The sequence below is a fragment of the Tistrella arctica genome (assembly GCF_039630945.1).
Lineage (GTDB): Bacteria > Pseudomonadota > Alphaproteobacteria > Tistrellales > Tistrellaceae > Tistrella > Tistrella bauzanensis.
On the sequence record NZ_JBBKTV010000001.1, the window covers coordinates 366713 to 381534 of the forward strand.

The following is a 14822-nucleotide window of genomic DNA, read 5'->3' on the forward strand; positions in this document are numbered from 1 at the left end:
CCGATGATTTTCGACGCTTTCCTGCTCCGGGCGCTTGCCGGCGGCATCGGTCTGGCCCTGGTGATGGGGCCGCTTGGCTGTTTCGTCGTCTGGCGGCGCATGGCCTATTTCGGCGACACGCTGGCGCATTCGGCGCTGCTCGGCATCACGCTCGGCACCGTCACCGGTTTGGGCTATGGCCCCGGCATCGTCGTGGCCTGCCTGTCCGTGGCCATCCTGCTGGTGGTGCTGAAGCGCCGCCAGCCGCTGGCGGAAGACACGCTGCTCGGCATTCTGGCGCATTCGGCGCTGTCGCTGGGGCTGGTGGCGATGGCGCTGGCGGGCAATCCGCGGGTCGACATGATGGCCTATCTGTTCGGCGACATCCTGGCGATCGACACCGGCGATCTGTGGTCGATCTGGCTGGGCGGTGCCGGTGTGCTGGCGGCACTGGCCCTGCTGTGGCGCCGCCTGCTGGCGATCACGGTCGACGAGGATCTGGCGCGGGTGGAAGGCGTGCCGGTGCTGGTCGTGCAACTGGCCTTCATGGGGTTGATCGCGCTGGTGATCGCGCTGGCGATGAAGATCGTGGGCGTGCTGCTGGTGACCTCGCTGCTGGTCATTCCCGCCGCCGCCGCCCGCCGGCTTGCCGCCACGCCCGAGGCGATGGCCGCCGCCGCCGCGGGTCTGGGCGCGGTCGCCGTCACCCTGGGCCTTGGCGCCTCGATGGTCTGGGATCTGCCATCGGGGCCGGCGGTGGTGGTGACGGCGGCGGTGATCTTCGGGGTGATCTCGGCCGTGCCGCGTCAGCTCACCGGCGGAATCCTGCGCGCCGCCCGCCGGCGCAGCAATTCATAGACCGCCGCGCCGATGATGGTCAGCGCGATCAGGATCAGCCCCAGGGCGTTGACCGCCGGGGTCACGCCGGTGCGGACCTTGCTTGCGATATACACGGTCAGCGGCGTGTCGAAGCCGCGCACGAACAATGTGGTGTTGTAATTCTCGAAGCTCTGCAGGAAGGCGATGAAGGCGCCGGCCACCATGGTCGGCGCCAGGAAGGGCAGGGTGATGCGCCGGAATGACATCCACGGGCTGGCGCCAAGGTCGCGGGCGGCATCTTCCAGCCCACGATCGAAGCGTTGCAGCCGGGCCTGCACCATCAGCATCACATAGGCCGCGATATAGGTGGATTGGGCAATGATGATCAGGAACAGCCCGCCGCCCACCGCCAACTGGCGCCAGAACACCAGGGTCGAGATGCCGATGATCACGCCGGGTGTCAGCAGCGGTGAGACCATCAGCGCGAAGGCGAAGCTGCGTGATCGGCCGCGCAGGCCGTCGAGCAGCAGGGCGGCGGCCGTGCCCACCGGCACCGCCACCACCACCACGCCGGCCCCTGCCAGCAGGCTGGTCACCAGCCCGTCCCACATCTGGCTGTCGTGGTACAGCGCCTCGAACCATTTCAGGGTGGTGCCGGTCCAGGGCGTCACGGTCGGCAGCCGGCTGTCGTTGAAGGTGGCGGCACCCATCACTACCAGCGGCAGAAACAGATAGAACAGGAACAGGCCCAGATAGAGCCGCATCATCGCCCGGCCCAGGCGGTCGCCGCCGGACGCGCTCGTCGTCGTGCTCATCGCGCGATATCCCCGACGCCCACCTTGAACAGCCGCATCATCACCATGATGAAGCCCATGCAGATCAGCAGCAGCACGAAGGCATAGGCCGCCCCCATGTGCCAGTTGCCGCCTTCGAAGAACCAGTCATAGATGATCTGGGTGAACCAGCGGCTGCCGGGCGAACCCAGCAGGGCGGGCACGGCATACGACCCGGCCGCCAGCATGAAGGTCATGATGCAACCGGTTGCGATACCGGGCTTGGCATGGGGAATGACCACGCGGCGATGGATCCGCGGCCAGCCGGCGCCCAGGTCGCGCGCGGCATCGATCTGCGCCCGATCGAGGCTTTCGATCGCGTTATAGATCGGAAACACCATGAACAGCACATAGGCATAGACCATGCCGACCAGAACCGCGCCGTTGCCGTCGATCCAGCGCACCGGCTGATCGATGATGCCCAGGCTCAGCAGCAGGCCGTTCAATGGCCCGTTCAGCGCCAGGATGATGTACCAGGCGAAGGTGCGCAGCACCTCGTTGATCCAGAACGGGATGATCAGCACCAGCATCACGGTTGCCGCCCGCCGCCGGCTGGCCACCTGCGCCAGATAATAGGCGATCGGATAGCAGGCGATCAGGGTGAGCAGCGTCACCAGGGCGCTGGCCCAGATGGTCTTGATGAAGATCGCGAAATGCAGGCTGTTGCCGAACAGCGATGCATAGTTCGTCAGATTGCGGACATCCTCCGGGCCGCCGACCTTCGATGGCGGCAGGTTGGGGCGCAGCGAATAATCCAGCATCCAGATCTGCGGCAGCACCACCAGGATCAGCACCCAGACGGCGCTGATGCCCAGAATGGCGATGGCGAGGGCCGGGCCGCGCCGGCGGATCATCTCATTCATCGGCCAGCACCACCGCGTCTGCCGGGCCGAAGGCCAGGCCGATGCGCACGCCACGGGCCAAAGGTGGCAGATTGCCGTCATTCACCAACTGGGCGACGATCTCGGATGTGATGCCTGCCGCGGTACCGGCTTCGATCGGGCGGGTGACCAGATGCAGGAACGGCCCTTCGAAACGCAGATCCTCGACCATCACCGGGATGGCGCCGATAGCACCCAGGCCCTCGGCGGCGGTCAGGCGCATGCGTTCCGGGCGCACGAACAGGCTGGCACGGGTGCCGGCCGGCAGCGGCAGCGGTGCCACTCCGGCCAGCGGCCCGAAACCGGTTTCGACCGTCGCCTCGCCGGCGTCGCAGGTCATGATCCGGCCGGAAATGCGGTTTGCCTCGCCGACGAATCCGGCGACGAAGGCGGTTCGGGGGCGGTCGTAAAGCTCGGCCGGCGCTGCCACCTGCTGGACGCGGCCGGCACTCATCACCGCCACCTTGTCCGACATCGCAAGGGCTTCGCCCTGATCATGGGTGATGTAGATGAAGGTGACGCCGGTGCGCTTCTGAAGGCTGCGCAATTCGGCGCGCATATGCTGGCGCAGTTTCAGGTCCAGCGCCGACAGCGGTTCGTCGAGCAGCAGAACCTGCGGCTCCACCGCCAGAGCGCGGGCGATGGCCACACGCTGGCGCTGTCCGCCCGACAGATCAGTGACCTTCTTGTCAGCGATGCCGGGCAGGGCGATCACGTCCAGCAGCCGGGCGACGCGCTTGCGTCGGTCTGCGGCCTTGATGCCGCGCACCTCCAGCCCGAACCCGATATTTTCGGCCACCGTCATCAGCGGGAACAATGCCAGATTCTGGAAGATCATCGCCGTCGGGCGCTGTTCCGGGCGCTTGCCGGCCATGTCCTGTCCGCCGATCACGATCCGGCCCCGGCTCGGCTCCAGGAAGCCGCCGATCATGCGCAGCAGGGTGGTCTTGCCACAACCCGACGGCCCCAGGATGGAAAAGAAACTGCCGGCCTCGATGCCAAGATCGACATCGTCGACGGCGGCGGGGCCGGCACCGAAGCGCATGGTCACGTGATCGAGCGCGACGCCGTGGCTCATGAGTTGGGGTCACCTTGCAGGATGAATGTCGTCCGTCGGGCATGCCGGTGATGGCGGCGCATATCCTCCGCCATCACCGGATCATCGTTCGTCGCGTGGTCAGGCTGACAGCAACTGATCCTGATAGGCGGTGCGCTTGGCCACGAACCAGCTTTCCTGCACCGGCCACCACCACAGCTTGTCGAGGGCGTCTTCCGGATAGGCGGCGGCGAAGAACGCCTTGTTCTGGGCGTTCAGCAGCCCATCGGCACCCTTGACGGTCGAGTTGTAGCCCATGTGGTTGGCAAGCATCGCGCCGGCTTCAGGCGTCAGCGACCAGTTGATGAAGGCATAGGCGTTGTCGAGATTGGGCGCCTTCGAGGTGATGCACACGCCTTCCATCCAGGCCAGCGCGCCTTCCTTCGGCGCGATATAGCCGAAGGGCAGGCCTTCCTTCGACAGGGCCAGCGAGGTGGAATCCCAGGTCTGGCCGATCACGCAGCCATTGGCGCGGAAAGCGCCCTGAGCTTCATTTTCGTTGGTCCAGAACTGGCCGATATTCTTCTTGTGGCGGATCGCCTCGGCGATGATGACGTCGTAATTCTTCGTCATCGTCGCTTCGTCCTTGAAGCTGTCGGCGTAAGGGGCCGGCAGCTTGCCTTCGCCTTCCAGATACAGACCAAGGCCGGCCAGGGCCGAGTGGCCGCGGACGGTGACCTTGCCGGCATGTTCCGGCCGCCACAGATCGCCGAAGCTCGCCTTGCCGTAAACCAGCGGTGCCTGTTCCTTGTGGAAGGTCAGGGCCTCGGTGCCCCAGTCGATCGGCACGATATAGCGCTTGCCGTCGATCACGCCGCCCATGCCGGCGGACCCCGAAATCGTCGCGGGCAGCAGGCGGTCGAAGGCGACCTTGCTCTCGTCGATCGGCTGGACCAGTTCGAACTCGACATAATTCGGCACCCGGTCGACCGTCGGCCAGATGATGTCGAAGCCGCCGCCCTGGCTGGCGCGGAGCTGGTTCAGCAATTCGTCGTTGGTGCCATATTCGGTGCGCACCGCCTTGATGCCGGTGGCGTTCTGGAACGCCGCCAACATGTCGTCGGTGAGATAGCCGGCCCAGGCGAAGACCCGGACCTCGCCACCGGCCGCGCGGGCGGGGTTCAGGATGGCGGGGCCGGCAACGGCGAGTGCGGCACCGCCCATCGCCGAGGCCTTCAGCAGACTGCGGCGGGTGAAGGCACGGGCCGCGGCGGCGGTGCCGGCGGCGACGGTCTTGGCGTCGACCTTACGGGTCATCGGTATCGGCTCCTCTTGAACACACTCGAACCCCGCCGCAACCGGCCGGGCGTCCGCCGCCGGGGACGTGCCGGTCGATCGCCGGCCACGTCGCCGCCTGGGGGCGGGTGATTATCAGTCCACAGCGGGCCGGAGCCCGCGCTGGGGCACGATCGGGATCGTGGCGTGTTCGTGCTCGTCACCTGCGCCACAAGCCGCGTCGCGCAGCATTGCATGTCATCGACCCGATGGTAAAGCACGGCGCACATGACCATGGGTTGCGGTCTTGTGGCCAGAGGGAATGCCATCGCGGTTGGCGGAACAATAGTCTGGTTCCGTGGCATATTTTTGACGGCCCGGCCATCAACTGCGATCGGCGCTCACATAAAGCGCCTGGGCCGTGGCGTGGCCGCCCGGGCGGCGGTACACTTCGGCACTGGAACATGCCCGAAGGTACGAAGGCATGAACGGCCCCCGATGCCCGCAACAGGGCGACATGCTGCCACGACCGCACAGGCGCGGCACCCAAGACTTGGCGACAAGGAGCCCGGCCCCATGAAGACGATTCTGGTGCCCATGCACGGCGATGACGGCGATGCCGTGGCACTGGAGACGGCTTACGCCGTCGCACAGCACTTCAAGAGCCATATCGAGGCGCTGCTGATCCGCCACGATCCGCAGATCCTGGCCGGTGACGGGCTGGTCATACCCTCGGACTATCTGGTCGAGATGGGCAATCGCTGGCAGTCGATGGCCGAGCGGGTGCGCAAGGTTTACGACGCAACCGTCGCCCGCCTGGGGATAGAGCGGGCCGATATCGATGCGGCCGGCGCCGCACTGGGGCGCCCCACCGCATCATGGCGCGAGGTCTCGGGCCAGGAGGCTGAAGTGGTTGGCCATCAGGCCCGGCTGTTCGACCTGACCGTGGTTGCCCGGCCGGATGATCCGGCACGTGATCTGTGGCGGGTGACCGCCGAGGCGGTGCTGTTCGATGGCGGCCGGCCGGTGCTGGTGACGCCACAGGCGCCGCAGAGCGAGCTGGGCCGCAAAGTTCTGGTTGCCTGGAACGGCAGCACCGAAACCGCGCAATGCGTGGCGATGGCCATGCCCTGGCTGACCACCGCCGACGAGGTGCTGGTGCTGGCGGTACGCGGTGGCATGGTGCCGGGCCCTGGTGCTGAGGATCTTGCCCGCCATCTGGCCCGCAACGGCGTGCCGGCCGGGGCGAAGACGCTGGACGAAGGCGAGCGCAGCGTCGCCGAGGTGATCATCGGCGAAGCCCGCGTCATGGGGGCCGATCTGATCGTCAAGGGCGCCTATACCCAGAGCCGCTTCCGCCAGATGATCTTCGGCGGAGTCACCAACGATCTGCTGCACCGCTCGCCGCTGCCGGTGCTGTTCGCGCACTGACCATCGGGTGCACCGGGGCCGGGGTCATCGCTCCGGCCCGCGCGCCAGCCCGGCTTCGATCCGCGGCAGCCGCGTCCAGGCAAAGGCCGCGCCCGCGGCCGCGATCGCCGCGCCGATGAGCAGCGGCCAGGTGATCCCGACCAGATCTGCCGCCGCCCCCATGGCCAGGGCGCCCAATGCGGGCACGCCCCGGATGATCACCAGATACAGGCCGATCACCCGGCCCCGGCGGTCGGGGCGGGCATGCAACTGGATCAGGGTCTGGATCGACACGCCATTGGCGGTGATCGCGAAGCCGAGCAGGCCGAGGCCTGCGATCGCCACCGGTTCCGACGGCGCGGTGGCGGCGATCGCGGTGCCGGCGGCGCCAAGCAGGGTGGCCACGGCCGCGATCCGCACCAGCCGCCGTTCGCCGGCACCGGTCGCCATCCATAAGCCCGCGGTCAGCGCGCCGATACCGACGGCGGCGGTAAAGGCCGCATAGCCGGCGGCGCCGGCACCGAAATGGCCATCGGCCAGGGCCGGCAGCAATTCAGGCAGGGCGCGGGCACCCAGGCAGGCGAAACACAACAGGGCCAGCAGCGGCCCCAGCCCCGGATGGCGGGCGGCATAGCGGATGCCGTCACGGAAGGCGGCGATAAAGCCTGGCCTGACGGTGGCCGTGCCGCCGGCGGTGCCGTCCCGGCCGGTCGCGGCGGATATCGCATCGGGTTCAGGCTCGACGGGCGGGATCTTCAACCGCACCAGTTGAACCAGAAACAGGATCAGGGTCAGCGGATAGGCGGCGAATGCGGCGGAACCGTCGCCCGTCGCCAGCAGCGGTGCCGCGATCGCCGGCCCGGCGAAGCGGGCCAGATTGAACAGGCTGGCATTCAGCGCCACAGCGGCCGGCACATCCGGCCGGGGCACCAGTTCCGGCACCAGGGCCAGCCGGGCGGGCTGACCGAAGGCGGTGACGGTTCCCAGCACCAGGGCCAGGGCCAGCAGCCAGCCGATCGTGATCAATCCGGTCACCACCAGGGCGAAGGCCGTCAGGGATTGAACCAGCAGCAGGCTCTGGGTTGCGATGATCAGCCGCCGACGATCCACGCGATCGGCCAGCACGCCCACGGCCGGGCTGAGCAGCACGGTCGGGATCAACTCGCACAGAGCGAGCAGCCCCAGCCAGGTGCCCGATCCGGTGATCTGCCACGCCAGCCAGCCGATGGCCAGCCGCTGCACCCACATGCCGATCAGCGAGGTGGCGTTGCCGATGGTGTAATGGCGATAGGCAGGTGCTGCGAGTGCCCGGCGAAGCGGCTGAAGGCGGTGGATGGCCATGGGAGGGGTCCGGATCGGTGGGGCGGGATGCACGCTCTGGCAGGGTGGAGAGTGTGATCGCCCGCACCACCGGCAGCAAGATCATCAGTCGCAGGGCAGATCCGCGCCGCGCTCCGTCAGACGGCGTCGGCGGCGAGACGGGCTTGATCCCGCGCCCGGTGTCGGGCACCCTCCGGCAAGGGGTCACGGGACGAGGACGACAGGGCATGAGCGATGGCGCGGTACGAGCCGGGATCGAGGCGATCCTGTTCGACAAGGACGGGACGCTGATCGATTACGATGCGAGCTGGGTGCCGCTGAACCGCGCCGTCGCCGACCGGCTTGCCCGCGGTGACCGGCGGTTGGCCGGGCGGTTGCTGGCCGCCGGCGGCCACGATCCGGCAACCGATATCGTCGCTCCCGGTTCCGTGCTGGCCATGGGCGACAGCCGCAGTCTGGCGCGGCAATGGTCGCCATTGCTGCCCGGCCAGCCGGACGTTCAGCGTCTGGCGCGTGACATCGACCGGATGTTCGTGAGCCTGGGCAGTGCTACCGCACAGCCGGTCTGCGACCTGGCGGCGCTGTTTTCGCGGCTGCGGGCGCAGGGTCTCCGCCTTGGCATCGCCACCAATGACAGTGCCGCCGGCGCCCATGCCCTGGTCGATCAGTTCGATCTGGCGGCGCATCTGGACTTTATCGCCGGCTATGACAGTGGCCATGGCGCCAAGCCCGGCCCGGGGATGCTGACCGCCTTCGTAGCCCGTCTGGCGATCACGCCCGACCGGGTGGCGGTGGTGGGGGACAGCCTGCATGATGTGGCGCTGGCCCGCGCCGGTGGTGCGGGGCTGGCCGTGGTGGTGCAGGGCGGCGCCCGCATCGACCCGATGGTCGCGGCGGCGGCCGACCTTGTCATCGACCGGCTGGAGGATGTCTGTGGTCTGGTTGCTTCCCAGACGGTTGCCTGATCCCTGCAGACCGGTCAACCCAGTGCCGGGGCCGCCAGAAACAGAATGACCATGCCGGCGGCGAGGCCGGGGCCGAAGGGCAGGCGCTGATCGCTGCTGATCCGCCGGGCCAGAAGCCCCGCCAGGGCCACGGTCAGCATCGCCCCCAATGCCAATCCCCAGGGCAGAGCCGCCCCAAGCCAAGCGCCACCGGCCGCCGCCAGCTTTACATCGCCCATGCCGATGCCGTCGCGGCCCCGGCCGACACGATAGACCATCGCCACCAGCCACATGCCGCCACCACCGGCCGCAGCCGCCAGCGCCCGTTCACCCAGTGCGGCATCGTCGGGAGAGGCGAGCAGGCCCAGGATCAGCAGGCCGAAGGTGATTACGTCGGGCAGGCGGCCATAGGCCAGATCGGCCACGGCAAGCGCGGCGGCACCTGCCGCCAGCACAGCCACCTGTGCCGGTGGTGCCGGCAGATCCAGTGCCGCACCCACGATCACCGCCAGGCTGGCGAGCGCGCCGGCGGCCCAGGCGCTCCGGTCGGGCGGGAAGGGCGGCGTGGCCGGGGGTGCGGCCTCATCTGCCCAGGCGGCGGCATCGGCCGCGGCGATCGCGGCCTGCCGGCTGCGGGTGACGCGGAGATGCAGCCGGTCGACGGCGCTGCGGACAGGGCCGGGTCGGCCGCGCTCGCGGGCATGAGCGGCGGCGATGGCATAGCGGGCAAGCCCCCAACCACCAAACAGGGCGGCCAGGGCGGGACCGATCGCCGGTATCACGCCGCTCATCCTGTCTCCGCCCTTCGTTCCATCGGACCCGCCCTGGTCAGCCGGCTGGCAGGGCCGAGGTCCCCGTATCGATCGCCCACAGCACCAGATCCTGCAGGAACCGGTCCGACGCCGCATCGAAGGCGGCGATGACCTCGTCGGTGCCATCGGCCGCGGCCGGCTGGGTGACGTCGAAGCGTCGCTGGGCCACGATCCGCCGTTCGGGCATGGTCACCAGCCGGGCGTTGACCTCCATCCGGATGGTCGGCGCGCCGCCGCCGCCGTCGGGATATTGTGCCTGGAAGTTCAGCAGTTCCGATTGAAGCGTCAGATCGGGCCTGAGCCCGATCGAGGCCGGGGCCACCGAGACGTGCGAGCGCGCGTTCAGGAAGGCATCGACCATCAGCGACTGCATCATGCCGGTGGTGCGGTCGGTCCAGTTCGCGCGGGCGAAATAGGCGATTTCCGAGCGCCCGCGCTGCAGAACCACGCGTGAGGTATCGAGCGCGGCCGAGGCGGTCGGCCGTTCGACCGACAATTGCCAGGGCCGCCCGGTCGTGGGGATGCCGGCGATGTTTTCAGGCGCGCTCAGCCGATAGAGCTGTGGCGGATCACCCAGAAACAGCTTCTCGGGCGAGCAGGCGGCAAGCAGCAGCCCGCCGGTTGCAAGCAGGCCCAGGCGCAGGGCGCCACGGCGGCTGATCATGCGGGCCATGTCGTCGGACGGCGCGGGCGTGGTGGCGTGGCCGGGCATCGGCGAGGCATCATTCACCGGGCTGATATCCCTGTTGCTGGCCGCCGAGCAGGAAGCGCTGCGGATCGCGCTCGATCTGGACGGCAAGGCTGTTCAAGGTGGTGACCAGGCTGCGGGCCTCGGCCAGCAGCGAGGTCAGTTCATACAGGCCGTTCGACGTGAAGTCGTTGATCGGCGTGCGGTTCTCGTCGATCAGGCTGTTCAGGTTGCGGTTGGTGCCGCGCAATTCGTCCATCAGCGCGGCCGAGCCCTTGTCGATGGCACCGACGGCGCTGCGCAGTTCGGTCAGCGTCGCCTTCAATTCGGTATCCAGATTGCCGGCCGTGCCTTGCAGGCTGGTCATCATGCCATCGAAGCGCTCCGCCGCGGCGCGCGCCTCCGCCATGGTCGCCTGGGCATCGGCCATGATCTGGTCGAGCCGTTCGGGATTCTTCGCGATCGCGCCGCTGACCGTCTTCAGATCCGACAGCGTCGCCGAAATCATCGCCCGGTTTTCCGGCCCGAACACCTCATTCGCCTGATCCAGCAGGGTGATCGCGCGGGTGATCAGATCGGGCGCACCGGCAATGATCTGGTCGATCCGCGAGGCCTTTGACGGGATCACAGGGTGCCCCTCCGGGCTCTCGCCCGTGACGGAGGTCGATGCGAGCGCGCCGGACTCGTCGGTATCCAGCAGCACATAGGCGCCGCCGGTGATGCCGCGCAAGGCCAGCGTCGCCACCGTGTTCGGGCTGATCGGCGTGCCCCGGTCGATATCCGCGGTCACCAGAATCCGGTCGGCATCTCCCGGTGCGATCCGGATCTCGCTGATCTGGCCCACCGGGATGCCGCGATAGCTGACCGGGTCGCCGGTTCTGAGGCCGGTGATGGCCTGGGCGAAGAAGATGTCATAGCGGGTGACGGCGCGATCATTGCCGCTGCCGGCCAGCCACAGCACGAAGCCCACCAGCCCGATGAGCAGGGCCAGCACGAAGCTGCCGACGATCAGATGATTGGCTCGGGTTTCCATCGATTCTTCCTGGTCGTCAACGGGCCGGCATCGGGGCGTCCCGCATCGCGGCGTCGTCTGACGCGCGCAACGCGGCACGGCCGCGCGGCCCGCCGAAATAGGATTGCAGCCATGGATGCGGGTCGCGTGCAAGCTCGGCGATCGGCGCGATACGGATCTGCTTGTCGACCAGGGCCGCCACCCGGTCGCAGATCGCATGCAGCGTGTCCAGATCATGGGTGACCAGCATCACGGTCACACCCAGGGCATGGTTCAGGTCCAGGATCAACTGGTCGAAGCCTTCGGCCGATATCGGATCCAGCCCGGCGGTGGGCTCGTCCAGCAGCAGCAGTTCCGGATCGAGTGCGAGCGCGCGGGCGAGGCCCGCACGCTTACGCATGCCGCCGGACAGTTCCGACGGCAGCTTGTCGCCATCGGCCGGCTTCAGCCCCACCAGCACCAGCTTGTCGATCGCCAACTGGCGCGCTGTCTGCGTGCTGACCCGGGCATGTTCGATCAGCGGCATGGCCACGTTTTCGGCCACGGTCAACTGGCTGAACAGGGCGCCGTCCTGGAACAGCATGCCGATCCGCCGCTGGCGGCGGCTGCGCGCGGCCTCGTCCGATCCGGTGATCTCTTCGCCCAGCAGCCGGATGCGGCCGGCCGCCGGGTGGATCAGCCCCAGGATAATCCGCAGCAGCACCGATTTGCCCGACCCGGACCCGCCGACCACGCCCATGATCTCACCGCGATCGACGGTGAAGTTCAATCCGTCATGGATGGTGGTGGTGCCGAAGCGGGTGACCAGGCCCTCGACCTCGACGATCGGCTCGCCCGCCGGCTTGGTTGTGGCGTCGACCATGGCGTCACACCCCCAGAATCGAGAACAGGACCGAGAACAGCGCGTCCAGCAGGATCACCACGAACACGCCCTCGACCACCGATGTGGTGGTGGAGCGGCCGACGGCGGCGGCCGACCGGCCGACCCTGAGGCCCTGGAAGCAGCCGATCATCGCGATCATGGCGGCGAAGACCGGCGCCTTGACCATGCCGACCAGGAAGGTCGTGATGGTCACGGCGCTTTCAAGCTGACGGATATACTGGTCGATCGAGATGTCGAGGGTCAGCAGCGCCATGACAGCACCACCGGTCAGGCCCATCATGTTGGCGAAGAAGGTCAGCAGCGGCAGGGTGATCATCAGCGCCAGCATGCGCGGCACCACCAGCATGTCCACCGGATCGAGGCCGAGCGTGCGGATCGCGTCGACTTCCTCGTTGATGGTCATGGCGCCGATCTCGGCGGTGAAGGCGCTGCCCGACCGGCCGGCGACGATGATCGCGGTCAGCAGGATACCCATTTCGCGCAGCACGCCGACGCCGACCAGATTGACCGTGAAGATCTCGGCGCCGAACTGACGGAGCTGATCGGCGCCCTGATAGGCCAGCACCACGCCGATCAGGAAGCCCAGCAGGCCCACGATCGGCATGGCATCAAGTCCGGTGCGTTCAATATGGCTGACCAGTGCGGTCATGCGCAGCCGTCGTGGCTGAAGGATCGTGCGACCGATCGCGATGGTGACCAGGCCGATGAAGCCGACCAGATCGCGCGCTTCCTTCAGCGCGTTGATCGTGGCCCGGCCGGTGGTTTCCACCATGCCCAGAAACCCGCCGGACCGCGGTTTGCGGCCGCATTCGGCCGCGGCCGCCGTCATCAGGGTCTGCAGCAGGTCGCGCCTGCGATCGTCGCCGCCATGAACGGCGATGTCGCCGCCCTGGCCGTCGGCCGGTGTCTGGTCCACGCCGGCCAGCGCCAGCAGCATCAGCCCGCCATTGGCGTCGAGCGCGGTCACGCCGCCGATGTCGATCGCGGTCGCCGCCGGTTCCCTGCCACGGCGCAGCCGTTCGATCGTGCTCAATCGTGCGGTGGTCCACGCGCCGCTCACCACGAGCAGCCGTCCGCCATCGCCGTCCCGCCAGGAGGCCTGGGGCGCATCGGTATCGGCGGCACCGGCGCCCCTGACACGGCGGTTATCGGTGGCGCGCGGTGGCGCGGCGCCTGTCGGCGGCATGCGGATCTCCCGGCTGGTGGGCGGCTGTGGCCTCAGGCCGCCAACTTAGTCGGTTTGCGGCCCGAACGCCAAGCCACCACGGCATGTCCCAATGATGTTACACGGGAAATGCCCGGCCGGATGCGGTGCATGTCACTTTTTTTGCGGATGCGAAAAGATCGCCATCGCCCAGACAGGCGGCAATCGGGCGGGCGTCACCCGTAGAGGGCCGCATAGGCGACACGCAGCCGGGCCTTCTCGACCTTGCCCATGGTGTTGCGCGGCAGCCGGTCGACCACGATCACCCGCTTCGGGCACTTATAGGCGGCAAGTTCCGACCGCAGGTGGCCGATCACCTCGGCCTCGGCCGGGGCGGCGCCGCCGGCCGAGGCCTCGATCACGGCGGTGACCGCCTCGCCGAAATCCGGATGCGGCAGGCCGATCACCGCGCTTTCACCGACGCCGTCCAGGTCGTCGAGCACGATCTCCACCTCACGTGGATAGACGTTATAGCCGCCGGTAATGATCAGATCCTTCGACCGGCCGACAATGGCGAGCCGGCCATCGACCTCGGCGACGGCGAGATCACCGGTGCGGAAGAAGCCGTCGGGCGTGAAGGCGGCGGTGGTGGCGTCCGGCCGGCGCCAATAGCCGGTGAACACGTTCGGCCCCCGGATCTGAAGCTCGCCGGCTGTGCCGGCCGGGAGCGGCGTGTCGTCGGGGGCGACCACGCGCGCCTCGCAGCCGGGCAGGGGATAGCCGATGCTGCCGGGACGGCGCTCGCCATCGAGCGGATTGGCAACCGCGATGCTCATTTCGGTGGCGCCATAGCGTTCCAGCACGGCATGACCGGTGGCGGCGTGGAAACGGCGGAACAGGTCCGGGCCCAGCGGCGCCGACCCCGCGACGGCCAGCCGCAGGTGCCGGCAGTCATCGGCCCCGAAGCCCGGCAGGTCCAGAAGCCGGGCATAGAAGGTGGGCACACCCATGAACAGGGTGGCCTCGGGCAGGTGGGCGCGGGCCATGGCCGCGTCGAATTTCGGCAACAGGATCATCCGGCCGCCAGCCACCAGCAGGGTGCCGGCGGCCACGAACAGGCCATGGGCATGAAACAGCGGCAGGGCGTGCAGCAGCACATCCCGGTCGGTGATCGCCCAGGCCCGGCACAGTGCCTGAATATTGGCCGTGAGGTTGCGGTGGCTGAGCACTGCACCCTTGGGACGGCCGGTGGTGCCCGAGGTATAGAGGATCGCTGCCGGCGCATCCGGCCCGCAGGCCACCGGGGCCGGGGCGGATGCCTGCGACGCTCGTGCCGCCAGATCGCCCGATCCGTCGCTGCCGAGCGAGGCCATCGCCACCCCTGCCGGCACGGCCGGACGACAGCTTTCGATGGCGGCAGGATCGGTGATGAACACCGCCGGTTCGGCATCGCCCAGCAGCCAGGCCAGTTCGGTCACGGTATAGGCTGTGTTCAGCGGCAGAAACACGGCGCCCGCCATCAGCGTGCCCAGGAACAGCGCGATCGCGTCGGGGCTCTTTTCCACCCGCGCCGCCACCCGGTCACCCGGCGCTACCCCCAGCGACACCAACGCCGCTGCGAACCCGGCCGCGCGGGCCCGCAGCGCCGCCGCCGTCACCGGGCCACCATGCCAGTCGATCACGATGGTGTCGGGATTGCGGGCGAGCGCTGCCTGGATGATCGCGTGCAGGCTGTTGGCGGCGGTATCTGCGGGTGCGGCGGGGATCATTGTCTGGGGTCACTTCC

At 68.4% G+C, this 14822-nt stretch carries 14 protein-coding genes; 3 read left to right on the top strand and 11 right to left on the bottom strand.

What is annotated here, in order from left to right; translation table 11 throughout:
• The first annotated feature begins 3 nt into the window (after positions 1-3).
• A complete protein-coding gene (locus WG924_RS01625; protein WP_345931084.1) occupies positions 4-837 on the top strand; it encodes a metal ABC transporter permease in 834 nt (277 codons plus the stop codon).
• On the opposite strand, the gene WG924_RS01630 is transcribed toward WG924_RS01625, so the two are convergent.
• The 4 genes from WG924_RS01630 to WG924_RS01645 form a co-directional block, all read right to left on the bottom strand.
• Positions 786-1613 carry an ABC transporter permease gene (locus WG924_RS01630; protein ID WP_345931086.1) on the bottom strand — a complete coding sequence of 276 codons (828 nt, stop codon included), beginning with the start codon at positions 1611-1613 and terminating at the stop codon, positions 786-788. The genes WG924_RS01625 and WG924_RS01630 overlap by 52 nt on opposite strands.
• Positions 1610-2494 carry an ABC transporter permease gene (locus WG924_RS01635; RefSeq protein WP_345931088.1) on the bottom strand — a complete coding sequence of 295 codons (885 nt, stop codon included), beginning with the start codon at positions 2492-2494 and terminating at the stop codon, positions 1610-1612. Before WG924_RS01635 ends, WG924_RS01630 begins: the two co-directional genes overlap by 4 nt.
• Complete coding sequence (locus tag WG924_RS01640) at positions 2487-3590, bottom strand: ABC transporter ATP-binding protein (RefSeq protein WP_345931090.1); 1104 nt, start codon at positions 3588-3590, stop codon at positions 2487-2489. The genes WG924_RS01635 and WG924_RS01640 overlap by 8 nt, the downstream gene beginning before the upstream one ends.
• Before the next feature lie 99 nt (positions 3591-3689).
• Positions 3690-4865, bottom strand: a complete 1176-nt coding sequence (locus WG924_RS01645) for an extracellular solute-binding protein (protein WP_345931092.1) — start codon at positions 4863-4865, stop codon at positions 3690-3692.
• A 534-nt stretch (positions 4866-5399) separates the two neighbouring features.
• Here WG924_RS01645 and WG924_RS01650 point away from each other — a divergent pair.
• On the top strand, positions 5400-6254 hold the full coding sequence (locus WG924_RS01650) for a universal stress protein (protein WP_345931094.1): 855 nt from the start codon (positions 5400-5402) through the stop codon (positions 6252-6254).
• A 24-nt stretch (positions 6255-6278) separates the two neighbouring features.
• Here the strand turns inward: WG924_RS01650 and WG924_RS01655 are convergent, their stop codons facing one another.
• Positions 6279-7574 (bottom strand): MFS transporter, encoded by a 1296-nt coding sequence (locus tag WG924_RS01655; RefSeq protein WP_345931096.1) that lies wholly within the window; start codon positions 7572-7574, stop codon positions 6279-6281.
• A gap of 206 nt (positions 7575-7780) precedes the next feature.
• Here WG924_RS01655 and WG924_RS01660 point away from each other — a divergent pair, with 206 nt between their 5' ends.
• Complete coding sequence (locus tag WG924_RS01660) at positions 7781-8518, top strand: HAD family hydrolase (protein WP_345931098.1); 738 nt, start codon at positions 7781-7783, stop codon at positions 8516-8518.
• A gap of 14 nt (positions 8519-8532) precedes the next feature.
• Here the strand turns inward: WG924_RS01660 and WG924_RS01665 are convergent, their stop codons facing one another.
• The 6 genes from WG924_RS01665 to WG924_RS01690 form a co-directional block, all read right to left on the bottom strand.
• Positions 8533-9288: a prepilin peptidase gene (locus tag WG924_RS01665; protein ID WP_345931100.1), complete on the bottom strand. Its 756-nt coding sequence runs from the start codon at positions 9286-9288 to the stop codon at positions 8533-8535.
• Positions 9289-9325: 37 nt separating this feature from the next.
• Positions 9326-10039 carry an ABC-type transport auxiliary lipoprotein family protein gene (locus WG924_RS01670; protein ID WP_345931102.1) on the bottom strand — a complete coding sequence of 238 codons (714 nt, stop codon included), beginning with the start codon at positions 10037-10039 and terminating at the stop codon, positions 9326-9328.
• Positions 10032-11030, bottom strand: a complete 999-nt coding sequence (locus tag WG924_RS01675; protein ID WP_345931104.1) for an MlaD family protein — start codon at positions 11028-11030, stop codon at positions 10032-10034. Before WG924_RS01675 ends, WG924_RS01670 begins: the two co-directional genes overlap by 8 nt.
• A 16-nt stretch (positions 11031-11046) precedes the next feature.
• Positions 11047-11871, bottom strand: coding sequence for an ABC transporter ATP-binding protein (locus tag WG924_RS01680; protein WP_345931106.1), 825 nt, complete (start codon positions 11869-11871; stop codon positions 11047-11049).
• A 4-nt stretch (positions 11872-11875) separates the two neighbouring features.
• Positions 11876-13078: an MlaE family ABC transporter permease gene (locus WG924_RS01685; protein ID WP_345931108.1), complete on the bottom strand. Its 1203-nt coding sequence runs from the start codon at positions 13076-13078 to the stop codon at positions 11876-11878.
• Positions 13079-13272: 194 nt separating this feature from the next.
• Positions 13273-14805 carry an AMP-binding protein gene (locus WG924_RS01690; RefSeq protein ID WP_345931110.1) on the bottom strand — a complete coding sequence of 511 codons (1533 nt, stop codon included), beginning with the start codon at positions 14803-14805 and terminating at the stop codon, positions 13273-13275.
• Between the last annotated feature and the right edge of the window lie 17 nt (positions 14806-14822).

Excerpts from the sequence above, each read along its gene's own strand:
- WG924_RS01625 (WP_345931084.1), top strand. The coding sequence starts at position 4 with ATGATTTTCGACGCTTTCCTGCTCCGGGCGCTTGCCGGCGGCATCGGT.
- WG924_RS01630 (WP_345931086.1), bottom strand. The coding sequence starts at position 1,613 with ATGAGCACGACGACGAGCGCGTCCGGCGGCGACCGCCTGGGCCGGGCG.
- WG924_RS01635 (WP_345931088.1), bottom strand. The coding sequence starts at position 2,494 with ATGAATGAGATGATCCGCCGGCGCGGCCCGGCCCTCGCCATCGCCATT.
- WG924_RS01640 (WP_345931090.1), bottom strand. The coding sequence starts at position 3,590 with ATGAGCCACGGCGTCGCGCTCGATCACGTGACCATGCGCTTCGGTGCC.
- WG924_RS01645 (WP_345931092.1), bottom strand. The coding sequence starts at position 4,865 with ATGACCCGTAAGGTCGACGCCAAGACCGTCGCCGCCGGCACCGCCGCC.
- WG924_RS01650 (WP_345931094.1), top strand. The coding sequence starts at position 5,400 with ATGAAGACGATTCTGGTGCCCATGCACGGCGATGACGGCGATGCCGTG.
- WG924_RS01655 (WP_345931096.1), bottom strand. The coding sequence starts at position 7,574 with ATGGCCATCCACCGCCTTCAGCCGCTTCGCCGGGCACTCGCAGCACCT.
- WG924_RS01660 (WP_345931098.1), top strand. The coding sequence starts at position 7,781 with ATGAGCGATGGCGCGGTACGAGCCGGGATCGAGGCGATCCTGTTCGAC.
- WG924_RS01665 (WP_345931100.1), bottom strand. The coding sequence starts at position 9,288 with ATGAGCGGCGTGATACCGGCGATCGGTCCCGCCCTGGCCGCCCTGTTT.
- WG924_RS01675 (WP_345931104.1), bottom strand. The coding sequence starts at position 11,030 with ATGGAAACCCGAGCCAATCATCTGATCGTCGGCAGCTTCGTGCTGGCC.
- WG924_RS01680 (WP_345931106.1), bottom strand. The coding sequence starts at position 11,871 with ATGGTCGACGCCACAACCAAGCCGGCGGGCGAGCCGATCGTCGAGGTC.
- WG924_RS01685 (WP_345931108.1), bottom strand. The coding sequence starts at position 13,078 with ATGCCGCCGACAGGCGCCGCGCCACCGCGCGCCACCGATAACCGCCGT.
- WG924_RS01690 (WP_345931110.1), bottom strand. The coding sequence starts at position 14,805 with ATGATCCCCGCCGCACCCGCAGATACCGCCGCCAACAGCCTGCACGCG.